The 23,156-nt window shown below is 57.6% G+C and carries 19 protein-coding genes and 2 pseudogenes; 15 read left to right on the forward strand and 6 right to left on the reverse strand.

Going from position 1 to position 23,156, the window contains the following annotated elements; genetic code table 11:
* Positions 1–30 precede the first annotated feature (30 nt).
* A pseudogene (locus tag ACM6IR_RS00620) lies at positions 31–647 on the reverse strand (DUF6338 family protein).
* 178 nt (positions 648–825) lie between these two features.
* Entirely contained in the window at positions 826–1,833 is a 1,008-nt protein-coding gene (locus tag ACM6IR_RS00625; RefSeq protein ID WP_414905899.1) for an AraC family transcriptional regulator, read from the reverse strand.
* 167 nt (positions 1,834–2,000) lie between these two features.
* Here ACM6IR_RS00625 and ACM6IR_RS00630 point away from each other — a divergent pair, with 167 nt between their 5' ends.
* From ACM6IR_RS00630 to ACM6IR_RS00645, 4 genes are all read left to right on the forward strand, one after another.
* Positions 2,001–2,852 (forward strand): 3-hydroxybutyryl-CoA dehydrogenase, encoded by an 852-nt coding sequence (locus ACM6IR_RS00630; protein WP_414905900.1) that lies wholly within the window; start codon positions 2,001–2,003, stop codon positions 2,850–2,852.
* Complete coding sequence (locus ACM6IR_RS00635; RefSeq protein WP_414905901.1) at positions 2,839–3,498, forward strand: TetR/AcrR family transcriptional regulator; 660 nt, start codon at positions 2,839–2,841, stop codon at positions 3,496–3,498. Before ACM6IR_RS00630 ends, ACM6IR_RS00635 begins: the two co-directional genes overlap by 14 nt.
* Positions 3,499–3,588: 90 nt before the next feature.
* The gene (locus ACM6IR_RS00640) at positions 3,589–4,002 is read left to right on the forward strand and encodes a VOC family protein (protein WP_414905902.1); all 414 of its coding nucleotides are present in this window, start codon (positions 3,589–3,591) and stop codon (positions 4,000–4,002) included.
* Between the two features lie 127 nt (positions 4,003–4,129).
* Positions 4,130–4,558 carry a hypothetical protein gene (locus ACM6IR_RS00645; RefSeq protein ID WP_414905903.1) on the forward strand — a complete coding sequence of 143 codons (429 nt, stop codon included), beginning with the start codon at positions 4,130–4,132 and terminating at the stop codon, positions 4,556–4,558.
* A 120-nt stretch (positions 4,559–4,678) separates the two neighbouring features.
* On the opposite strand, the gene ACM6IR_RS00650 is transcribed toward ACM6IR_RS00645, so the two are convergent.
* Both ACM6IR_RS00650 and ACM6IR_RS00655 read right to left on the reverse strand, forming a co-directional pair.
* Positions 4,679–6,022, reverse strand: a complete 1,344-nt coding sequence (locus ACM6IR_RS00650) for an ATP-binding protein (RefSeq protein WP_414905904.1) — start codon at positions 6,020–6,022, stop codon at positions 4,679–4,681.
* Positions 6,019–6,678: a response regulator transcription factor gene (locus ACM6IR_RS00655; RefSeq protein WP_414905905.1), complete on the reverse strand. Its 660-nt coding sequence runs from the start codon at positions 6,676–6,678 to the stop codon at positions 6,019–6,021. The genes ACM6IR_RS00650 and ACM6IR_RS00655 overlap by 4 nt, the downstream gene beginning before the upstream one ends.
* 131 nt (positions 6,679–6,809) lie before the next feature.
* Here ACM6IR_RS00655 and ACM6IR_RS00660 point away from each other — a divergent pair, with 131 nt between their 5' ends.
* From ACM6IR_RS00660 to ACM6IR_RS00680, 5 genes are all read left to right on the forward strand, one after another.
* Complete coding sequence (locus ACM6IR_RS00660) at positions 6,810–7,151, forward strand: PepSY domain-containing protein (protein ID WP_414905906.1); 342 nt, start codon at positions 6,810–6,812, stop codon at positions 7,149–7,151.
* Positions 7,152–7,244: 93 nt separating this feature from the next.
* Positions 7,245–7,715: a DUF2271 domain-containing protein gene (locus ACM6IR_RS00665; protein WP_414905907.1), complete on the forward strand. Its 471-nt coding sequence runs from the start codon at positions 7,245–7,247 to the stop codon at positions 7,713–7,715.
* A 26-nt stretch (positions 7,716–7,741) separates the two neighbouring features.
* On the forward strand, positions 7,742–9,922 hold the full coding sequence (locus ACM6IR_RS00670; RefSeq protein WP_414905908.1) for a PepSY domain-containing protein: 2,181 nt from the start codon (positions 7,742–7,744) through the stop codon (positions 9,920–9,922).
* The gene (locus ACM6IR_RS00675) at positions 9,912–10,877 is read left to right on the forward strand and encodes an FAD:protein FMN transferase (RefSeq protein WP_414905918.1); all 966 of its coding nucleotides are present in this window, start codon (positions 9,912–9,914) and stop codon (positions 10,875–10,877) included. Before ACM6IR_RS00670 ends, ACM6IR_RS00675 begins: the two co-directional genes overlap by 11 nt.
* A gap of 61 nt (positions 10,878–10,938) precedes the next feature.
* On the forward strand, positions 10,939–11,640 hold the full coding sequence (locus ACM6IR_RS00680) for a VIT family protein (protein WP_414905909.1): 702 nt from the start codon (positions 10,939–10,941) through the stop codon (positions 11,638–11,640).
* A 419-nt stretch (positions 11,641–12,059) separates the two neighbouring features.
* Here the strand turns inward: ACM6IR_RS00680 and ACM6IR_RS00685 are convergent, their stop codons facing one another.
* Complete coding sequence (locus ACM6IR_RS00685; protein WP_414905910.1) at positions 12,060–12,272, reverse strand: hypothetical protein; 213 nt, start codon at positions 12,270–12,272, stop codon at positions 12,060–12,062.
* 804 nt (positions 12,273–13,076) lie between these two features.
* Here ACM6IR_RS00685 and ACM6IR_RS00690 point away from each other — a divergent pair.
* The 3 genes from ACM6IR_RS00690 to ACM6IR_RS00700 are packed head-to-tail and all read left to right on the forward strand — an operon-like array spanning position 13,077 to position 17,009.
* Positions 13,077–14,540, forward strand: a complete 1,464-nt coding sequence (locus ACM6IR_RS00690) for an OmpA family protein (RefSeq protein WP_414905911.1) — start codon at positions 13,077–13,079, stop codon at positions 14,538–14,540.
* Between the two features lie 37 nt (positions 14,541–14,577).
* Entirely contained in the window at positions 14,578–16,176 is a 1,599-nt protein-coding gene (locus ACM6IR_RS00695) for a hypothetical protein (protein WP_414905912.1), read from the forward strand.
* Complete coding sequence (locus ACM6IR_RS00700; protein ID WP_414905913.1) at positions 16,173–17,009, forward strand: hypothetical protein; 837 nt, start codon at positions 16,173–16,175, stop codon at positions 17,007–17,009. The genes ACM6IR_RS00695 and ACM6IR_RS00700 overlap by 4 nt, the downstream gene beginning before the upstream one ends.
* 224 nt (positions 17,010–17,233) lie before the next feature.
* On the opposite strand, the gene ACM6IR_RS00705 is transcribed toward ACM6IR_RS00700, so the two are convergent.
* Complete coding sequence (locus ACM6IR_RS00705) at positions 17,234–17,473, reverse strand: hypothetical protein (protein ID WP_414905914.1); 240 nt, start codon at positions 17,471–17,473, stop codon at positions 17,234–17,236.
* 1,394 nt (positions 17,474–18,867) lie between these two features.
* Between ACM6IR_RS00705 and ACM6IR_RS00710 the strand changes: the two are divergent.
* The 3 genes and pseudogenes from ACM6IR_RS00710 to ACM6IR_RS00720 all read left to right on the forward strand — a co-directional run bounded on the left by ACM6IR_RS00710 (position 18,868) and on the right by ACM6IR_RS00720 (position 23,079).
* Positions 18,868–19,504, forward strand: a pseudogene (locus ACM6IR_RS00710) (hypothetical protein).
* Between the two features lie 979 nt (positions 19,505–20,483).
* Positions 20,484–21,530, forward strand: a complete 1,047-nt coding sequence (locus ACM6IR_RS00715; RefSeq protein WP_414905915.1) for an AraC family transcriptional regulator — start codon at positions 20,484–20,486, stop codon at positions 21,528–21,530.
* Between the two features lie 271 nt (positions 21,531–21,801).
* Positions 21,802–23,079 (forward strand): OmpP1/FadL family transporter, encoded by a 1,278-nt coding sequence (locus ACM6IR_RS00720; protein ID WP_414905916.1) that lies wholly within the window; start codon positions 21,802–21,804, stop codon positions 23,077–23,079.
* The last annotated feature ends 77 nt before the right edge of the window (positions 23,080–23,156 follow it).

Genomic DNA, 23,156 nt, shown 5'->3' on the forward strand with positions numbered 1-23,156 from the left:
ATTTCGTTCGGAGCTTTGCATGTCATGGGATCACCCTATCGTTTTTGCGAATTCGACCAACTGAACTTTTGAAACATCAATGACAACAACCCCAGCCCTGCTGGGTAGCAGTTTACCTTCGCTATCAATCCAACTAGGGAATTCAAGTACAAATTGCCCTTTTTTTCAGGCTCCGATGGCCATGCGGTCGGCCAACCAAACAGTCGCTTTCCATCAATTAAATTCAAGATGACAAATCCACGTCTCGATGAAAAAGCACCGTACCACTCACAGGGGAATGAGTTTTGCCTGGTGATTTCCAGCCTCCTGAGCAAGGAGTGAAGCTTGTCATTACTCGCGACGTGACAGGAGAGAAAACCCAGAACCACCGCAATCACCGCAATCACCGCAATCACCGCAGACCACAAAGCCTCCGATTTCTTGTCCCACAAGCCGACCGAAAAAAAGCGCTCTCCCGTCAAAAGCAACAACGCCCCCAAACCGACTACAAGCGACTGAATCACAAAAGTAAAAATAAGCGCCTGAACGATCTGTCCAAATGTGTCTGGCCGCTTGAATGCTGTAAGGGAATAAAAAATCCAGGCAGCTAAAAACCCCGGGATCAAATACTGAAGCAACGGAATCACTTCCTTAACCAAATCATCCATGCAGTTTCAATCCGTTGAACGCTTCAATCTGGAACAAACAAATACCTCATCACAACGCCTTATGTCATCCGCTGATGCGTTGCTGTCGTCACAAGAGATTTCAGGGTTAAACGCAGGGATTTTTCGTGCAAGCGACAGAGAATAATCGGACAAACACTCGACTAGAATCCCACGCTGTTTACTCCTGAAACCGCGCCCGATACCGCCCCGGGCTCTCCCCCGTCCACTTCTTGAACGCCCGATGAAATGCACTGGGCTCCTGAAAACCCAGCTGCTCGGCAATGTCGCTGATGCTCGCCCGACTCTCGCGCAGTTGCTCGAATGCAACGCCCCGCCGTACTTCGTCCTTGATCTCCTGATACGAACACCCCTCACGTTCCAGTTTTCGGCGAAAGGTGCTGGGGCTCAGATGTTGTTCCAGGGCGAAGGCCTGCAGGGTCGGCCATTCGCTGTAGTGGCTGCGACGCAGGCGCTGATGGACTTGCGAGGCCAGGCCATGCTGGTTGCGGAAGCGGATCACCAGCCACTGCGGGGCGGTGCGCAAAAACACTTTCAGCGATGCCAGGTCCTGAACCACCGGCAGGCGCAGGTAATGACTGGCGAATTCGATTTCGGTGCGCTCGGCGCCAAAGGTCAGGTTGGGTCCCCAGAGCAAACGGTCATCGCTGAGAGACACGCGCTCATGGCGAAAATGCGCACGGTCGATGGGGATTCGCCGCCCGCCCAGCCAGCACAGCAAACTGATCATCAACACCAGAAACGTCTCTTCGCCAAACCGACTGGCGTCGCTGTTCTGCGCGTGGGTTTCCAGGCTGATGACCGCTCGTTTGCCGCGCACGGCCAGCGTGCCGCGAAAATCCCGCAGGAACAGGGCAAAGTTGGCCAGGCATTGGCGCATGGCTTTGTGCAGATCAGGCTCCTGAATCAACGCCCGGCAGATCAGGGCGAAACTGCCGGGCAGCATGCCATGGGAGTCGAGCCCGAAAAACTCGTCGTTCAGTTCGCGGATCTGAATCAACCACAGCGCGGCAAATGCGCTGGCCGGTATGCGCGCGGTGGGCTGCGCGATCAACGCCGGGTCGATGCCTGCCTGCTCAAGCGCAGCCCGCAGACGCTGAGGATTTCCCCCCTGCCCATGGATCATTGCCTGCACGAAGTAGGCGGCCACCGAGTCCTTTTCCCGCATGTGAACGTTGCTCTCCTCATCACCTGAACTGGCAAAAAACACCAGTGCCGTTGAACAGTTTCGGCATAGGACAACCTTCCGGCCGGCTCTAGACTCACGGCCAATAGTACGCCTTCGACCGTTGCGGCGGCCAAGGTATCGCAGGGTTTGACCGGAAGGACGGGAACATGAAGCTGCAAAACATTGGCGTGATCGGCGCGGGCACCATGGGTAATGGCATTGCGCAAGTGTGCGCCCTGGCCGGCTTCAACGTGACCCTGCTCGACATCTCCGAGAGCGCCTTGCAAAAAGCGGTCGCGACCGTCAGCAAAAACCTCGATCGGCAGGTCGCCAAGGAAACACTGACGCAAGAGCAAAAGCTCGCGGCCCTGGACAAGATTCGCACCAGCACGGACTACAGCAGCCTGCAGAGCGTGCAACTGGTGATCGAAGCCGCCACCGAAAACCTCGACTTGAAACTGCGGGTGCTGCAACAGATCGCCGCGCAGGTCAGCGCTGAGTGCGTGATCGCCTCCAACACGTCATCGCTGTCGATCACCCGGCTTGCTGCCAGTGTCAGCCAGCCTGAGCGTTTCATCGGCCTGCACTTCTTCAACCCGGTACCGGTGATGGGACTGATCGAAGTGATTCGCGGCCTGCAAACCAGCGATGCCACCCACGCGCTGGCGCGGGAGATGGCAACCACACTCGGCAAAACCGCCATCACCGCCGGCAACCGCCCGGGTTTTGTGGTGAACAGGATTCTGGTGCCGATGATCAACGAAGCGATCCTTGTGTTTCAGGAAGGCCTGGCCAGCGCCGAAGACATCGACGCCGGCATGCGCCTGGGCTGCAACCAGCCTATCGGCCCGTTGGCCCTGGCAGACCTGATCGGTCTGGACACCTTGCTGTCGATTATGGAAGCCTTCCATGACGGCTTCAACGACAGCAAATACCGCCCCGCGCCACTGCTCAAGGAAATGGTCGCCGCCGGTTACCTGGGACGCAAAACGGGGCGCGGCTTCCATGCCTATGCCTGAGCGTTGCTCACGTTTCGCCGAATACCGGGACAAAGTGCTGGAATTGTTCGCCAGCAAGGGCTTCGGGCAGGTCGGCATGCGTGAGCTCGCGACGTGCCTGGGGCTCTCCCCGGGCTCGCTGTATCACCATTACCCCAGCAAGCAGCACTTGCTGCTCGACCTGATCGAGGAGTTCTACGAAGAGCTGCTGGCAACCCTCGGACGCATCGAACAAAAAGCTCCGGCGAAACGCGACAGACTCAACAGCCTGATCCGCGCGCATTTGAATTTGCATCAGGAAATGCCCTGGCATTTCCGTCTGGTGGAACGTGACAGCGGCTGCCTGAATGAAGAGCAACAGGAACGGGTCCAGCAGTTGCGCGAGCAGTACGAACGCAAGGTGCTACAGATACTGGGCGTGCGCCCCCGCGTCAGTGAGCAGCGTTTGTTGGCCACTGGCCACGCCATTGCCTCCCTGCTCAACAGCGCTCCCGGTTGGTTGGCGCAACATTCGCTGGATGAACACGAGCACGATGAACTGCTGGAAAATCTGGTGAGTGGCGCCATCGAGCGCTTGCTGGCGCCGCGGCGCGCGCTGGAAGCAATAAGCCTTGCCCACCCTATAGGAAAATCATCTAAAAATACGCCGACACCTACCGCGATTTAGCGCTTTGCTACCCGGGTCAACACTCATCGGAATTCACTGACGAACCCGACGTCAAACCGGTGTGTACCCTCAATGACCGGGAGCGCAACCATGAAAATCAATCCCTACCTCATCTTCAACGGCGACTGCAAAACCGCCTTCACGTTCTACGCCCAAAGCCTGCCAGGCCAGATCGAAGTCATGATGACCTTCGGCGAAAGCCCTGCTCGCGAGCACGTTCCGGCGGACCTCCACAACCTGATCATCCACACCCGCCTGCTGGTGGGCGACCAGGCGATCATGGGCTCGGACACCACACCCGACCGTCCCACGGACGAGATGAGCGGCTGTTCGATTTCGCTGAATGTCGACAGCATTGCCGAGGCTGAACGAGTCTTCGCGGCATTGTCGGAGGACGGCAGCGTGAAAATGCCCCTGGAAGCGACCTTTTGGGCCGCGCGCTTCGGCATGCTGGTCGATCGGTTTGGTGTGTCGTGGATGGTCAATTGCGAGAAAGATCAGTGAAACTGACTATTTCCACGCATTAAAAAGCCCAACCCCGACAGGTTGGGCTTTCTGGCAACTCCCGGACCGTCTGCTAACGTCATCAAACCAGTCCGTAGAGCAGCGGATGTTCAGGAGGAAGCGCACCATGCCTGCCCATGACGTGTCTTGGTCCACCCGTTTCAAACTGTCAGTGCTGGCGGGGGGGCTCACTGCCGCCTTGCTCGCACTCAGTGGTTGCGCGACTGTCGATGCGCAGACCACCGCCTATGTTGGCGTCGAGCATCCCGCGCCGACGCTGGCAAGCGAGGTGGTTGTGCTACGCACCGAGCCCACCCGCCCCCATGTGCGCTTGGGTGAAGTGCTGATCGACGCCAGCGTCGACCCCGCCCCGCCCATCACCAAGGTGGAAGAAAAACTGCGGGAAGAGTCAGCCAAACTCGGCGGCGATGCCGTGGTGGTGGTCTACGACCATATCCAACCGGTGGCCGCTTATGTCAGCGGGCCGCTATGGAATCGCGACATCGAAACCATTCAGGGCCGCAAACTCAAAGGTATTGTGATCAAGTATCAGTGATCCAACGGAGTGACTCGAACTCCGGCCTGCTGTAATCGGATTCTTGAAACCACAGGGGGCTAATCGAAAGTAAGGGCAAGCCGATTCACGTCGATAACGCGAGCGTCTACCAGGCAGCCCTCAGCCTTCGATAACCGACGCTAGCGGTAACCAGACGCACACTTCAAATCCCTCCCGCCGACCTGTCGCAGGGGAAACCAATTTCATTCTCGCGTTGACCCCCTGCACAATGGTTTTGGCAATCGCCAACCCCAATCCTGAACCGCTGACTTCACTGTGACCTCGCACAAAGCGCTCGGTCAGGTGCTGCAATACCGACTCCGGCACCGCCGGGCCGCCATTGACGACCCGCAGCTGTGCCTGTTCGGTGAGGCTGACTTCGATCGGTTGATCCGTTGTGCCGTACTTCAACGCATTCTCAATCAGGTTCCGCAACAAGATGCCGAAGGCGTCCGGGTCAATGGTCGAGTACACGCTGGCCTGGCGTGGCAGCTGCAACTCAATGCGCTGCCCGCTGCGTTGGTTCCACTCATTGACCCCATGGGCCAGCAACGGAATCAGGTCCTGAGGCGTTTCGGACAGCAGCCCGCCGCCCTCGGCCTTGGCCAGCTGCATGAGCTTTTCCGAAAGCCGTGCCAGCTCGCGCAATGCGTTTTCGATCTTCACCGCACGCACTCGCAACGGGCCTTCGGGCGCCTCGTGGTGCAACCGCTGGATTTGCGCCAGGGTCGCGGCCAGTGGGGTGCGCAGTTCATGTGCGCAGTTGGCGGTAAAGCTGCGCTCCGCCTCAAGGGCCTTGCGCAAGCGCTCCAGCAGGTGGTTGACCGCCTCGGCCAACGGATCGATTTCTGCCGGCAGGCGCGTCACCTTGATCGGCGACAGATCACCCACACCACGCGCCTCAACAGCACGACGATAAGCCAAAACGCTGCGCAGGCTGATACGTACGAACAGCCAGGTTCCCACCAGGCTGATGGGAATCAGCGCCAACAACGGCAACAACAAAGCAAACAAGGCTTCCCGCGCCGCCTCACGGCGATGGGCAAGCGGCTCGGCGATCTCGATGAACAGCGTCTCACGCAACGCACTGGCGCCATATAGACGGTATTTTTCGGAGGTGGAAAAACCTTCAGTCGGTTGTTGATTGAAGATATTCGGGTTGGCGTCGTGGGACTGCATCAGGATCTTGCCCTTGGCATCGCGCACCAGGTACGTCAGGTATTCCTTGTGCACTTTCAGGGTAGCGACGTGTTGTGCCTCACGGGGTTCTTCCCGGTTGCTGATTTCCAGCACGGCCAGAGGCAGGATGCGTTGCGCAGTCTCTTCCAGCGCGCTGTCGAACGCCTCGTTCAACTCATGTTGCACCACCAGCCAGGCACCGACGGTCGCGCCCAGCCACAGTAAGGTCATGCCCAGGGTTAACCCCACGCCCAGACGTTGTTGCAGGCTGAAAGACAGCTTCATACGGACATCAACCGGTAGCCCATGCCGCGCACGGTTTCAATCAGGTCACGCCCCAGTTTTTTACGCAGGCGACTGATGTAGACCTCGATGGTGTTGCTCTCGATTTCGGCGCCGAAGGCGTATAACCGCTCTTCAAGCTGCGACTTCGACAGTAGCGCGCTGGGGCGCTGAACAAATGCTTCGAACAGTGCCCACTCGCGGGCCGTCAGGTCCACGGTGGTGCCGGCACGCTGCACCGTGCGAGCGTTCATGTCGACCTGCAATTCGCCAAGTCTGATTTGCGGGTTGGGGTTGCCACTGTAGCGCCGGGCCACCGCCGCCACACGGGCCGAGAGCTCGAACAGGTCGAACGGTTTGACCAGGTAGTCGTCAGCCCCGGCATTGAGGCCGGCGATGCGATCGGAGATCTGATCCTGAGCGGTCAGGATGATCACCGGGGTTACATCTGCGGCGGCACGCAGCTGACGCAAAAAATCCAGCCCGCGACCGTCCGGCAGCATCAGGTCAAGCAGGATCAGGTCGTAAGGCGTGGTGCGTACGCTGTTGCGCGCATGATCCAGGCGCTGCACCCAATCCACGGCATGGCCGTCCTCGGCGATCTGCTCGCGCACCGCCTCCCCCAAACCTGGCGCATCCTCGACCAATAAAACCCGCATCGGGTACCTCCTGTGATGGTTGTCGTGCAGCACCTTAATCGTCTTACCTGACATGAATCTGAAGATTCAGCTGGTTGTCAGGAATGCACCTTAGGGTATGCCACAGATGCCGCCCCGGCAGGAGACAGATCATGAAATCAGGTTTTATTGCCAGTACCACGCTGTTGAGCCTGTTACTCAGCGGTTATGCCTTGGCCGAAAACCACTGCAGCGAGCCGGTCAGCGACTGGCAACCGCGCGAAACCTTGCGTCAGCGGGTGGAGCAGCAATACGGCTGGAGCGTGCAACGCATCAAGGTCGATGACGGCTGCTACGAGCTCAAGGGATTGGACCGTAAAGGCAATGCCATCGAAGCCAGTTACTCGCCGGCATCGCTGCATCTGCACACACTGCAGATCCGTTTCCGGGACGATGGCGATGGCGATGGCGATGGCGATGCCAGGGACTACCTCGGCAGCCCGCTCACCGAATGACACCGGCCAACGTTGATGTTTTTTCCTGCGTTTCAGGTTGCTGTCAGCAAGCAGGTCCAGGCTCTCGACCTAACGATCAAAAGGACACCCCACATGAAAAAGATCATCGCAGCAAGCTGCCTCGTCGGCGCCATTGCCCTGCCGGGGCTGGCCCAGGCCCGTGAAGTGACCTTGACCACCCAGCTCAAGGACTACAGCGGCAACGATGCCTACCTGGCGATCTACGTCACCGACGCCTCCGGCCAATACCAGAAAACCCTCTGGGTGGCTGGCAAGAAGGCCAAGTACTACAAACACCTGGCCGACTGGGCCCGCGGCAGCGGGATGAATCCGAGCGAGTTTGACGGGGTCAGCGGTGCCAGTGTCGGTAGCGGACGCACACTCAAAGTCAGTGTCGAGCTGGCAGACACGCTGATCGATGCCGGGTATCAGATCCGCATCGACAGCGCCGTCGAGGACAAACGTGACGCTCGCGCCGATGTGAATGTCCCCCTGACGTCCAAAGGCGCAGGCAAGCCGGCCACCGGCAGTTCTTACGTCGAATCCTTTACTTACGATCTGTAGCACCCGCCATTTTCTGGAGGCTGAACATGCTTCGTCAGTTCCATTCACTGCCCGGCCTGATCGCTGCCCTGTTGGTCATGCTCTTGTCCATCAGCGGCGCGGTTTTGTCCACTGGTCCGGCTCTGGAACGCTTGCACAGCACCCCCATCGCGGCCGGACAACTCAACGTCGGCCAGTTGGCCGGGCGCGTTGCCAATCAATTCCCGGGCGTGGAGCAGATCCAGCGCACAGCATCCGGGACGGTCATCGTCTACTACAACCAGAACGGTCAGGCCGGTGCCGAAAAGGTCGACCCTCAGACCGGCCAGGGCCTCGCGCCTTACGAGCCGTCCGCGTTCTCGCGCTGGATGAAAGACCTGCACCGCTCGCTGTTCCTTGGCACACCGGGCCACGGCGTGTCGGGCGTTGGCGCACTGTTTATGCTGTTGCTGTCGGTGTCCGGCGCGCTGTTGCTGGCCCGGCGCCTGGGCGGCTGGCGCAACCTGCTGCGGCCACTGCGCGGCACCTTCAGCCAGCGCTGGCATGCGCAAGTCGGGCGACTGGCATTGCTCGGGCTGTTGCTGTCGGCATTGACCGGACTCTATATGTCCGCCACCACCTTCGGTTTTATCGCCGACGGTAGCCAGAGTGAACCGGCCTTCCCTACTCATGTCAGCGCCGGTCCGGCCTCCCCGGTGGCAAACCTGCACGCCTTGCAGGCCACCGACCTCAATAACCTGCGCGAGCTGGTTTACCCAAGCCCAGGCAACCCGCAAGACGTGTTTTCCCTGCGCACGGCCCAAGGCGACGGCTACGTGGACCCGGTCAGCGGCGCCTTGCTGTCCTTTCAGCCCCATGACTCGATGCGCAACCTCTACGAATGTATCTACCAGTTGCACACCGGTGAAGGCCTCTGGTGGCTGGGTCTGCCGCTCGGGCTCTGCGCCCTGTGCGTGCCATTGATGAGCGTGACCGGCATCCTGCTGTGGTGGCGCCGCCGCAAGGCCGGCCCGAACATCCGCCACAACAGCCCCGCCCGATCTGCCAACAGCGTGATTCTGGTGGGCAGTGAAAACAACAGCACTTGGGGCTTTGCGAGAACCTTGCATGACGCCTTGCACCAGGCCGGCCATCAGGTGCACAGCGCTTCAATGAATGAGTGGTCGGGCGATTACCGCAACGCCGAGCGCGTGCTCATCCTGACCGCGACTCACGGTGACGGCGATGCACCGGCTTCGGCTTCGCAGTTCCTGGCACGAGTGACAAAAGAAGGCCTGAAACCCGGCCAGTCGTTCGCCGTACTGGGCTTCGGTGACCGGCAGTTCCCGCAGTTCTGTCAGTTCGCCCATCAGGTGCAGGACACTCTGTCGCAGGCCGGTGGCACAGCGTTACTGGGGCTGGAAACCATCAACCGACAGTCCTCTCAGGAATTTGCGCGCTGGGGCCATGCATTGGGCGACGTGCTGGGGCAAGAATTGATGCTGGCCCATACTCCGCAGCGACCACAGACTCATCAAGTGGCGTTGACCGAATGCATCGTCTACGGTGAACAGGTCAATGCGCCAACCCGCGTCCTGCGCTTCGAAGCGCCGGGCGCGCTGCCGGGATTTGAGGCCGGAGACCTGCTCGGGATTCTGCCCCCGGGCAGTACGGTCCCACGTTTCTACTCGCTGGCCAGCCGTTCGGAGGACGGCGTGTTGGAGATCTGTGTACGTAAACACGACGGTGGTGTGTGCTCACAATTCCTGCATGGCCTGGACATCGGCGCGCCGATCGAAGCCTTTATCCAGCCCAACCCGCAATTTCGTCCGGCGTCGGGCACACACCCGGTGATCCTGATCGGCGCCGGTACCGGCATTGGCCCTCTGGCCGGGTTTATCCGCAACAACAAGGCCCGGCACCCGATGCACCTGTATTGGGGCGGGCGCCATCCGGCCTCTGATTTTCTCTATGAACCGGAGCTCAACCGTTACCTGGCGGACCGGCGCCTCACCGCGTTGCGCGCCGCGTTCTCCCAGGTTCAGGATCGCAGCTACGTCCAGGACCGGCTGATCCACGATGCCCTGGCCTTGCGTCGCTTGATTGAAAAAGGCGCTCAGGTGCTGGTGTGTGGCAGCCGGGAAATGGCCAAAGGCGTGATGCAGGCCCTGGATGAAGTACTCGCCCCTCTCAACCTGAGTGTGCTGATGCTCAAGACACAAGGACGCTACCGTGAAGATGTCTACTGACCTGCAACGCTACAGCTTGAATGGCGAGACCATGGGCACCCGTTACACCGCCCTGTTCTATGCCGGGGCCGGGATCGATACCGACGAAATCAGCCACAGCCTGGCACGCGCAGTGGGTCGGGTGGACCAGCAAATGTCGACATGGAAACCCGACTCTGACCTCAACCGCCTCAATGCCGCCCCGGAGCAGGAATGGCTGTCAGTGCCCAAGGAATTGACCACGGTGTTGTCCGCCGCATTACGGGTCAGTCAGCAATCCAGCGGCGCCTTCGACATCGCCATCGGCGACCTGGTGGACGCCTGGGGTTTCGGCCCCGGCGAACAGACGATCACCGAACAGGCACTCGGCACCCTGCCGCCGCGAGACCGATTGTCCGCCAGCGCGGCGTTGATGGTGGACCCGCAACACGATCAAGTGCGCAAACGCGCGCCGCTGAACCTCAATCTGAATGGTATCGCCAAGGGTTTTGGCGTCGACGAGCTGGCCCGATGCCTGGACGGTTTTGGCATCACCCGCTACCTGGTCGGCATCGACGGCGAGATGCGCGCCCGTGGCGTCAAACCGGATGCTCAACCCTGGGTCGTGGCCATTGAAAAACCCTGTAGGGGTGCACGTGAAGTCATGGGCGTGATGGAACTCGAAGATGCCGCCATCGCCACGTCCGGCGACTACCGGCACTGGGTCGATGTGAGGGGGCAGTCCTATGCCCACACCATGAACCCGGCCACCGCTGCCCCGCTGTGCAACCCGCTGGCAGCCGTCACTGTGGTCGCGGCCTCGTGCATGCTCGCCGATGCCTGGGCCACGGCACTGATGGTATTGGGCGAAACCGAAGGCCCACGCCTGGCACAGGAACGTGGGATGGATGCATTGTTCGTGCTGCGCGACGGTGAACAGTTCAATGAAATATCCATTGTCGGCGGCCAATTGCAGGCGCAGATTGAAACGCGCTGATGCCGATTGCCAGGCAACATGAAACGTTGAAGCGCCTAATGACAGTGAGTCCCGTTAAACAATGAAATTCATGCACAGGCACACCGAGTCCCACCGAAACGATCGTATTGGCTGGCTGCGTGCCGCCGTCCTGGGGGCCAATGACGGGATCGTCTCCACCGCCAGCCTGCTGATCGGCGTCGCCGCCGCCAACGCCAGCCACGCGACCCTCCTGGTCACAGGAATGGCCGGGCTGATGGCCGGCGCCATGTCCATGGCCGCCGGCGAATACATCTCCGTACACTCCCAGGCCGATACCGAACAGGCAGACCTGTCCCGCGAACGGGCAGAACTGGCGAGCGACCCGAAAGCCGAACACCTCGAACTCGCCAACATCTACATGCATCGAGGCGTATCAGCCGAACTGGCCCACCAGGTGGCCGATCAATTAATGGCCCATGACGCGCTGGGCTCTCACGCCCGGGACGAACTGGGTATCAGCGACACCCTCAGCGCCAAACCCTTGCAGGCCGCGCTGGCCTCGGCCGCCAGTTTTGTGGTGGGGGCCGCGTTGCCTCTGGCAGTGACGTTTGTCGCACCGGAGCACAGCGTGGCGCCCTGGATATCGGGCATGTCGTTGGTGTTTCTCGGGACACTGGGCGCCATTGCCGCCAGGGCCGGCGGGGCCAAGGTCATCACCGGTGCCTGGCGAGTGACATTCTGGGGCGCTCTGGCCATGGGGATCACTGCATTGGTGGGGCACCTGTTTGGCGCGGTGGTCTAGAGTCAGACGCTTGTCGTTGCTCGTAGCTGAACCCGTTAGAGCCCGGCCAAGTGCCGGTCTTTTTCGTCTCTGCGACATCCTTTTCACCAAACACTGACAGGGCAGAGCGCAGTCTGACCCCGCTCCCTTGAAGAATTCCCATTAGGCCCGTCCGCATACGGGCCATTTTTTTGTCGCCGCTACGCTGCCCCCTCTAGCGGATGGTCAGGCTGTCCAGTCACATGTTTGTAACCTCCCACACGCATACTGCAGTCAGCCAAAAGGATTTGGCCCCGTCTACAGAAAGCCCGGCCTAGCGCCGTAATGCTGTTCAGTTAAGGAAATTGTAGGAGCGAGCTTGCTCGCGATGGACTTAAGAGCGCCGCGTTTAGCTAATAAACACGCGTTATCGTTAACGACCATCGCGAGCAAGCTCGCTCCTACAGTGGGCGACATTCGCTTAACTGAACGGCATTGCGGCCTAGCGCCGGGCTTTTTCGTTTTGGGACAGGCAAGAAAGGATCAGTCGTCTCTATCGTCACGATCGCGACCGTGATTGCGATCATATCGCTGATCATAGTCACGACGATGATATCCGCGATCATGCCCTCGATCATCGTCATACCCTCGGTCGTATCCACGACCGTGATCATGGCCTCGACCGTACCCGTCTCCGTCGTCCCAGATAGGCATGCAGCCTCCCAGCAGGAAAGAACTTGAAATGGCCAAGAGCATTAATACTGCACGCTTCATTTGAAAATCCTGATCGAAAGGGTCAGGCCTATGACCGCGAGTTCGATCAATGATTCATTGGTGAAATAAGGCAAGCTAGAGAGGTACGAGCGTTGTCGCCAACTTGTACAAACAGCCGGAAAGGATGGACAAAAAATTGCGGGTAATGCGAGCGAGGGCATGATCGAAAACCACCAGCGGGACCACGAGGGAATCGCCTGGTCTGAGGCGAGTCCGGGCCTGAGCATCAGCGAAATTACCGGGTAGTTTTGCGCAGACCTGAAACGAGAAAGGGGAAAAAATCCAGCCGCCGTTCTTATGTACAAACCGCTCTAGTCCGAACTTTTTCGTGACATCCCTCTTTGTTGCATTTAGTATCAAAAAAGTGATGGTGTCCTTTAGCCATCAATCAGGACTCAATCCTGCATTCCGTGGAAAAGGACTTCACTTGAACAAGATCACCCTCTTTGTACCGGCCACTCTTCCCTCTGGCCCGCCAAATGCTGCACGCGGATTAAAAAGATTCGCCAAAACTTGTTCATTTATACCCTTCCCTGCAGCACTCACCCATTGATAAACGCTGGAGACCTTTAACCGCGGTTTCCACGTGACCTCCTCCCCAATACGGACTTCCCGAACGCATTTCGTTTTGCCAGGCTGCTGAGTTTTTTATCAGCATTGCGGTGTAACAGCGTTTTGTACAACAGCATTGAAATGGACTTGAGATGACCAACGCATTTCGTTTCACGACGCTTGCCAGTGCATTGCTCCTGGCTGCCGGGTGCTCTACTGCCCAACTCGATGAACTGGGCAAAAACTATGGCACGGCGATCCTGTGTGGTGCCGGACTGGTTGCCGGAGGCGCAGCGGGTTACGCCATCAATGGCAAGAAAGGCGCACTCATTGGCGCGGCGGCGGGCACAGCAGCAGGTTGCTACGCCGGGTCGGTCTGGCAAAGCCGGATGCAAGAGCTGGATCGCATCGCCAAAGAGGAAAACCTGAAGATCCGCTCAGAACAACTTCAGACCGCGTCGGCCACCCCCAGTGCAGCGCCAGTGGATGCCGGTATCGTGACGCAAATCGAAGACTCCGGCATGTTTGACACTGGCTCCGACCAACTCACCGTCAGTGGCCAGCGAAGCATCACCAAAGTGGCGGCGGCCTATGCCAATGTCGATCCTAAAGCGGCGAACACTCGGCGTTTACTGGTGGTGGGCCACACCGATGCTACAGGCAGCAGCGTCACTAATCAGAAGCTGTCTGAACGCCGTGCGCGCACCGTTGGCAAAGTCTTGATGGCCGCAGGTATTCCTTCGACTTCGATTTTCTACCAGGGCGCAGGCGCTTCGCGGCCACTTGCCGACAACAGCACCTTCGAAGGTCGGACCGAGAACCGCCGGGTTGAAATCGCGGAGCTGACCTCCCAGGAGATGTTGGTGATGCGCGCCAAGGCTGAGCAATCAAACGCCAAATACCTGGCCCACGGCGCGTCCACAGCCAAGCCGGTGACCAAGCCCGCCGCCCCCGCGGTGGCGACAAATTCGGCATCACCTACCCCCGCACCCGTCACCCCAGTGGAAAACACCAGCACCAAAAACGGTAACGGCGCGAAACCAGCGGTGGACTTTGGTGGCGTGCCAACCGCCAGCATGCATTGGAACCTGGGCCAGAATATCACCCCGAAAACCGGGGGCTTCAGCTTTATCAGTACGGCAAATGCCAGCGAAATTCCCGTCGGCAGTTGCCAGGACGACATGCCGCGGGAAAGCGGCGAAGTCATGAGCCTGGCCACTGATAAACCGCTCGATGGCGTGAAAACCCACGATTACCTGCCGGGCTACAACAACCGGGTCTGGGCCAATACCGTCAACGGAAATCTAGTCACCATCTCCCCGGTTTCCATCCTTCGCGAGGGCGCCGAAGTCGGCAAACAACCCTTCATTCAAGTGGTGAAGGGTTATGGCGAAGGCAACCGCAAGCCACTGCCGAAAATGAACGCTGTCGCCAACACCTACGAAGGCGAGAAAGAAGTGCTGTACCGCGTATTCATCAGCGAGCCCAAGGCGCCCGTGGCCTGCATGGACGTTGTTTTCAGCAAGGGCAATGCAACCGCAGAGCGCGGCGCGCTGTTCTACCCCGTCGGCGAGCAGAGTTACACCGTCGCCTATGCCCCTGTCAGCACTCAGTAGTAGATAAACGGAGAAATCGAACGTGCAAGAATCCGCGATGGCTGCATTCAAAGCCTTTATGGCTGCAAACGAGATGGCAATAATCAGCATCACCGCCCTCTTCGTCCTGCTATGCCTGCTGAAGTATTACTGGGATAAAGTCGGCTACTTCACCATGCGTATCTGGCACGGCATGCCGCTGATTGGCACGGTATCGCGCTCGGCCAGCAAAGAACCCACCATTCGCCCAGATGGCTGGACCAACTCCGAGTACGACCTGTGCAACGACTACTACGAGGCGTACGGCCAGGTCGACAAGAGCCCGGAGTTCTTTCGCCAGTGCCAGGATTATCTGAAAAAAATCGGCGAAGCCGGCCGCAAACCGCGTCCGGCCTGGGTGTTTATCCTTGCCGCCGTCCTGTTGGTGGTCGAAGCAGTCGGCTTTGGTTACGTGCTGTCGGGGTGGTTGAGCCTCGACGCGTCAGCCAGTGACAAACGCTATCAGGCGATCGGCGTGGCCATTCTGCTGGCCGTCATTTCCTGCGGTTTTGCCGAGGCGGCCGGTCATGCTATCCATCACAACAGCCTGATCAAGAAGGCCCGTGCCTGGTGGCGTGGCGACGCGTCCGATTCGCGCTCGAACCACCTCAAGCAAATCGACTCGATCAACATCGAAGACAGTTTCAGTGACAGCAACGACAAGGACTACAACCGCATCCTGTCGCGCATCGCCACCTCGGTCGAGGTCACGCCCAAGTACCTGCTGATCGGTGCCTTTGTTGGAATCATCATGATTATGTCGGTCGCCGCATTCGTGGTTCGCGCCAAGACCCTCGACAGCATTCAGGACGAGATGGTCAATTCGCTGCGCGCCGAAAGCGCACACAGCACCGGTTCAACCAAAGCCAGCCCGTTTGAACTGCCGGACGAATCCAAAGCGGTCAACAACTCCGCCGACAACAAGACCATTGACGACAAAATGCAGGCGATCCGAGAAGCATCGCTGACCACTTACCTGATCCTTTCTGTCATCTACATCGCCATCCAGTGCATCACCTGCTGGCTCGCGAGCATCTTTGGTTTCGCGGGTGTCCACTCGCGTCGCGCCTACAACTACACACACAAATTCAACAGCGCGGACGAAATGGTTCGCTGGATGGAACGCGAGCGCACCAAAATATCCGGCCATGCCGACCACAAGTTGAGCATGCTGCAGCAGAAGCTATCCACCCGTGTGACCAACAATGCCGAGCACCTCAATGCAATGAAAGGCTCAGCCATTCAAAAGCGCGACTTCAATGCGTATGTGATGGTGCGCCGTACCGCGGAGAAAGCACTGAAACATGGCCAAGAGCGCATCAACTCGACGCCTGCGCCAGCGGTTGAAGCGGCACGGGTGGTCCCCAGTGCTCAACCCGTCCCGGCCTTGCAAGCAGCCATCGCTGCGGTGTCCGAACCTGTGGCCTTGGCACCCGTGGCGGTATTGGCAGACATCGATGCCAACACCTTCCACGACCTCACGAGCGTTACCGATGAGCAATTGCCAACCCTGGCAAAGGCCCTGAAGCACGACGAAGCCACACTCAAGAGTGTTCGCGAACAACAACAATTGCTGAAGCAGTTGGGCATTTTCAAGGTCGGTGGAGTCAGCGCATGAAGGCCCTCAAGGCACTGATGCTCGCGACCCTCGCGATGCCTTGCATCGCCTTGGCCAACGAGCGTAATGACCTGCAAAGCTGCTACGAAACCGCGCAGTTGTCCGAGCTCAAGCCTGCCTCGTCAGGCCGTGAACTGATTGTCGTGGTCGATGAAACCGTGCCCATTCCAGAAGACATCCAGAAGCAGGCCTGGGGTCAGATCACCCGCTTTGTGCAACCCGGTGACAACGTCAAGCTTTACAGCTTCTCGGCGTTCCTGCCGGGCGAATACCTGCGTTTGATCTACGCCGGCAAGCTCGACAAAAACGCCGGAGAAGACGCCCGCGACGACGCCAGCGCACGCAAGCTACGCACTCTGGACCAGTGCCTCGCCCGCCAGCCACAAGACTTCGAAACCGGTTTCGGCAAACTGTTCGTGAAGAGCCTGCGTGACGCCCGTCAAGACATCCCGAGAAGTGAAATCATGAACGCTTTGCGCAAAATCGGCGACGACATCAAGACCGCCGAGAACACCCACGACCACGTGGTGTTCCTGATCAGCGACATGCTGGAAAACAGTGACTACACCAGCTTTTACGCCAAAAATCAGATCAAGAACCTGGTGGTCACCGACGAGCTGAAAAAAGCCCAAGCCCACAACCTGTTCGCCGACCTGTCCGGCGCTCGCATCTACGTCACAGGCGCCGGCCTGATCACCGATGACATCAAACAAAGCTATCGCTCAGGCAAGACCATGGATGCGCTGAATGAATTCTGGGCTGGATACTTCAGCCACTCCAATGCATCGTTGGAGGGCTTCGGCACGCCGAGCCTGGGTGGAGATTTGAAGTAAATCGGGGGACCGCATACAGGCGACCAAGCCTTTTTCTGCCCCCGGCGGTCGGCAGGACGCCGGGGGCGCGGAACCACGGCGGTACGCGTCGCGATCTGGTTAAGGAGTTCCGGGGTTATACGCAGCCCGGTGCCCTTCCTGTCTTTCGCCAGCCAGTTGCGGTGGCAGCATGAAGCGCATCTACCTAACCGGGCCAATGATCACCTGACCCGAGCAGTCTCCGCTTAAGTGTCAATCAGACGACCTGCCTGGTGCGAATCGATGATTGGAATCATTCCCGAGCCCTTCTGTTCCGCAAGCCAGTTGCGGGTCAGCGTCACGTCAAATCGCCAGCCATGGGCTTTCATCAGCACAAGCGCCGCACCGGTGATCCTATAGCGTCCGCACTTCGGGCAGGCTCTTTCCAGATATTCATCATCAGCATCAATTGCCACAGCAGGCTCATTGCAAATGAAACAAGTCATGATTTTCTCCTTTCAGCTTATCGCTCAACTGTAGCTGATCCCACCCCCCCTACACCGCCCGGGCATGACCCGGATTGGACCCCCATGCCCACCGAAAACAAACCGATCGCCGCACCGAAGGTTGAGCGCTCGACAATGACAAAGCGGGTCATCACAGGCGCGCCGCGGCTCGATCTTGTTGACATAGGAGCGTCAACAGCTGGAATGCTTACAGGGTGGTCGGGCTGGGAGGAAGGCAGGCTCGATGCGGAAGACGCGCGCCGCCTGTTCAATAGAGTCGACGAGCGAAGAGTGGCACTACCCCGTCAGTGACCGCACCAAAAAGGAAAACCACAAGCTCACGTAACTGCGGCGAATCGTCGAAGCAGCACCGATAGCACTCTGACAGGAAAAACCTACAGGAAAGAAAGGGGATCAATGAGCCCAATGCACTGGTGCGAGCAGTTGGCCAAGTCGCAGCTATCAATCCCTGATTCGGCAATCAGACTCATTGATCGTTGCCCAGCTCAATGTTGGGCGTATTTCCATTTAGCCAAATGGAGGTGCATTGACACGCAAAAAGCGGCCATGCAAAAAATATTTAGCAAGGTTATATCTCTATGTCTAATAACCTTTTATCTCAGTCTTATAGAATCTGGATATACCTATCGGCAATGAATGCAGACACAGCCGCGTCCGGGTAGTGGGTTAATCATCAGTCGATGGTTTTACGACAGCGGTCGGAATACTGAGAAATACATTCCAACGCTGATAGGCCTCTTGATGCTGTTTCGTCGCTACGTCCCATTCAGGCCCAGAGTTACGTTTAGAGGAAATGAGCGCCATCATCGTCATGGTAGCTGCATCCAGGTCTATAAGAAGATCACGCGATGTGGCCCTGAACTCTTCGAACGACGTCATGGTGTTTGCCTCGGGGCGGAGATCACCCCGGTCGATCCGTGATGGATATGACCAATACTCATACCGACGGCAATCAGACGCTGACAGCAATCATCTGCCCCCTTCCTTATGCCGTCACGTGCGGCATAAACCATCTACGCCCGACGGGCCCACGAAGAAACCGTCTGGTCAGAGGCACTTCCGGACATGAATATCAGCGAAATCACTGGCTAGTTTTGCGCGGGTTTTGCGCAAGCCTGAAACGAGAAAGGGGACCAAACCACTAAGTGCTTGATCCCCTTACGAAATATGGTCGGGACGGAGTGATTCGAACACTCGCCCCCTAGCACCCCATCTCCTTTTTCATACTTCTTGAAAGCTTCCAAAGTTTTACTCTGGATTTTTCCAAGCTAGTATTTGCTTGAGCTCCAGCGGTGTTCTGCTCTACGAGAGTCCAGTAACGTCCATCAACAGCCGACGTTTTTGTGGGGGTAAAAGTAGGGGGAGTCCATTTCATGGCCAAAATTACCATCAAAGAACTCGAGTCGCTGACCGCTGAAGATGCCGGCCGAATTCTCAGGGAGGATGGCAATCTTCAGCGGTCGAATTTCCCTGCGTAAGGACGGCCTGTCGGTCAGCTTTTTCTATCGCTATCGGTGGGGCGACCAGAACAATGAGTACGCCTGCGGGTCCTGGCCGCGAGCGGCTGAACAAGTAAAAACGGCGAAGGTGAAAGCGCTGAGCGTCCAGGATCTGACCAAGGCTTGGCTGTTGATGGCGTAGCGCGCAAAGATGGCAATGCCGAGTTGCAACGGCGCTTTAACAAGGACCTTTTGCCAGCACCCGGTCCTTGCCGACGGCCAGAACGGTGACTGGACGCCACATGATCTGCGCCGCACGGGCGCGACCATGATGCAGGCCTTAGGGGTTAGCCTGGACGTCATTGATCGCTGCCAAAACCATGTACTGACCGGTTCGCGGGTGAGACGCCACTACCTGCATCACGATTATGCCGAAGAAAAAAAGTGTGCCTGGAACCTGTTGGGTGATCGACTCAGTGCCGTGCTGTCCTCGACCTACGAGCATTCTCCGGCCGAGTCGATGCTGTCTTTTCCTGCTTATACCGCAACAGGCTCTTCACCGCCTTCTTAAGTCGGCGTCTTTAGTGTTGAGTCCTCATAGTTGCGCAAACATCGCCGAGCACGTTCTTCAGTTTGATTTCGGCTTCATGACCGGCGGAATCGGCCAATAGCGGTCTTCGCAGATATAACGACATCGGACACATCTGCGTTCCCAAAGCGCCGGCAAGCTGCAACCCTTGCGCGCGGACAGTCGCCTTGCTAATCCAGAAAAAAGGGGGCCCATTCCCTAATGCCAGTCAGTTAAGAAAATCTCAGGCGAAACACGCTCTTGGTAGCAGCTGGCGAAGCCTGCGTTCGGCTGCGTAGCAGTCGTAAAACCTGAGCGCAAGGTCTTCCTGAAACACCGCGCCGCCTGATTTTACGACTGCTGCGCAGCCGAACGCAGGCTTCGCCAGCTGCTACAGATCGCGTTACGGCTTAACTGACTGGCATTAGGCCCCTTCCCTGGCCCATTCCCCCTGTTGGCTTCACTTCTTTTTTTTATTTTTGACCAAGTGCATGTTCGCGTCGCCCGACCAGGCTACTGTATTTACACACCGTTATTAAAACCAACAATTTTCATGAGTGAATACAAGCATATTTTTAGCGGATGAGATCCAATGAAGCTTCGATCACCTCACGCGGCAATGGCACGCCGCTAGTCAAGACCTGTTTATCCTGAGTATATCGGAGCGAAAACACCAGAAGAATGCCCTCTAACCTAGCTTCGTCGATGTATGGAAGCGGCTATTAGGGTGGAGCATAGTCTCTTGGACCATTTGAAAAAAAACGCATCCGTGCTAAAACCAATGTATTCAATATTATGTATTTTCAGATTCAATTAATGCGCACGACTCGTGTATTCGATGATTCGGCCCAAGGACTGGCGGCGCAGAACGGCCGCGAGGTGCCAGGCGCTGCTCATGGGCGCTACGCTCTATTGCTCGTCATGTGTCAGATGTTCGCCAGCGTGGCCAATGCGCCAGTTTCAGGAATGATAGCGAGCTAATATGCCCTTAAAAAAATCATCTTTAAGAACGGGTGGGCCTGGAGAAATTAGTACTAGCCCATTCCGTAGGTTTCCGGAAGTAGTTGATGCAATAGGGGGCTCCTCGCGAAGCGTTTTCAAAGGCGCGGGTATCAGCTTGGAGCAGTTTACAAATGAAGACATTCACCTCGCCTACATGGACGTTGCTCGTCTGTTCAATACGGCATTCGAACACACTCAGTGCCCCCATATTGGCCTGCTGATCGGCGAGCGCTTTATGCTGGATAACTTGGGGCCGGTGGGTCAGCTCATGCGTCTGGCGACTTCACCAGGCGACGCATTGAACGACCTTGTCGGGCATGCAAGCCTCTATGATCGTGGCGCAACCCCACTCCTTCTTCCCTTGGCGGGCCAACACAGTTTGTTGGGGTATGTTATTTATCGCCACGACCTGCCCAATCAATCGTTACTTGTTGACACTGCCGTCATGGTTGGCTTCCAAATACTGCGGACCTTATTAGGCGCTAACTGGACGCCCGTTCGCGTGCAGTTTTCATATCGCAAGCCATCAGACATTACCCCGTACGTCAGGAAATTTCGCTGTAACATTCAGTTCAATGCAAGCATTTCCGGACTTGTAATAAACAATCAGCAACTCCGAAAAATTCAATGTACGGCGAATCCACGCTTACACCATCTGCTTAAACTGGCTATTTCGAGCGCCACGTCACATTTGACGATTTCAGAAAAAATAAAGAGCCAGACATACGCTCTATTATTGAAAGGCCAGGCGAATTCCAGGCACATCGCCAGTCAATTCTCATTGAATGAAAGAACGCTGCGACGCCGGCTGGATGCGGAAGGTTCTCACCTCAAAGAACTGATCACCGACTCCAGAAGCAACTTCGCGCGGCAGCTCTTGAAAGATACCGATTTGCCGATATCCACAATCTCTCAGGCCCTTCAATACCAGGATCCAAACGCCTTCTCCCGCGCGTTCAAAACGTGGACAAATACGTCACCCCAGCATTGGAGAGATGGACTGGAGCTCTCCTCCATTGAGGGTTGATCCAACTGTTTCCACACACCCGTGATACCGCGCGTCGGTGTCCGAAAATGCAAGATGCCTTTTTGATGATTGCCGTAAAGTGAACGCGACAACAGGCTGGCTGCAAAGCTGATCTTCGGTTTTTTTGTGCTGTTCATGGGGCTGGCGATTAGTTGCACCTGCGGTCGGAGTTCCGCGCAGACACTCAAGAAAGCCGCACGAGTAAAAGACGACGCCCTGGACTTTGGGCGATCTAAGGATATCGATTGAGTCATCTGCTGAGAGGGATTTCATGCCATTAAATAAAAGTGTGTTGTCGATTACTGTCCTTGGTGCGCTGACACTCTTTACCAGTGGCCGCAGTGTTGCCGGTGGCCTGATGTTGTACGAAATCGCCACCGACAACGTCGGGCTGGCCAATGCCGGTGCTGCGGCTCGGGCACAAGGCCCTTCAACCATCGCCAGCAACCCCGCTGGCTTGAGTTACCTCAGCGGAACACAGATCTCCGCTGGTGCCCAGGTTCTTTTTGGTGACTTATCGTTTGATAAAGACAGTGAAACCAATACACCGGGCACTGGCAGCGGTAACGCGCTCGACCCCATACCGGGCGGCAGTTTCTTCATCAGCCATCAACTGGATGATCGGTGGTCCGTCGGTTTCGGCTCCTATGGCGATTTCGGCCTCGCTGAAAACTACGACAACGACTGGTCCGGCCGTTATTTCGTGCAGAACGCGAGCATTGCGGGACTGTCACTGGTACCCAGTGTCGCCTACCGCTTCAACGATCAATGGTCCGTCGGCGTCGGACTGAAAGCCATGTACGGGACGCTGAAGAGCGAAGCCGCCATCGATCAGGCGCCGCTCGGACTGACACAACGGGGCGACGGCCAATACAAATACCGGGACAGCACATGGGGTTACGGCGCCAACGCAGGCGTCATTTATGCACCAAAACCAGGCACCCGGATTGGCCTGGCCTACACCAGTCAGGTTGACCTCGACTTCGAGGATCGCCTGGATGTGCAGAGCAGTGCTCCGCTGGTGAGCCGCCTCAACAACGTCAACACCAAGATCGACCTGAAAGTACCGCAAACGGCGACCCTCAGTCTGTACCAGCAACTGGACACGCAATGGGCTGTCCTGGCCTCGGTCAATTGGCAGGACTGGTCGAAATTCGGTGACATCGGCATTGACATAGACACTTCCAGAACCGGTTCCCGGTCTACCTCGATCGATGCGCATTACAAGGACACGTATCAATTGGCGCTTGGCGCTCAATACCAGATGAACCAGGACTGGCTCTGGGACTTCGGCGTTGCCTATGACACGTCCGCCGTGTCCGACGCAAATCGTACGCTCACCGTGCCAATGGGCGCCGCCTGGCGCTTCGCCGCAGGCTTTACTTATTCACTGAATAAAGAGACAGACGTGAATTTCAGTTGGGTCACGGTGTGGATGGGGGACATGTCCGTCGATCAGCAAAAAACGCTGTCAGGCAATCGTGTCTCAGGCGAGTTCGACAACGCCTGGATTCAAGCCCTGACTGCCAACATGACTTGGCGCTACTGAGAGAAATCCACGAGCGTTTCAGGTGTCATGCCTAGTATCTAACCGTGGGCATGAACGCTCTCGACGCCGGTTTGTAC

The sequence above is a fragment of the Pseudomonas sp. IT-P253 genome, from assembly GCF_949768125.1.
GTDB lineage: Bacteria > Pseudomonadota > Gammaproteobacteria > Pseudomonadales > Pseudomonadaceae > Aquipseudomonas.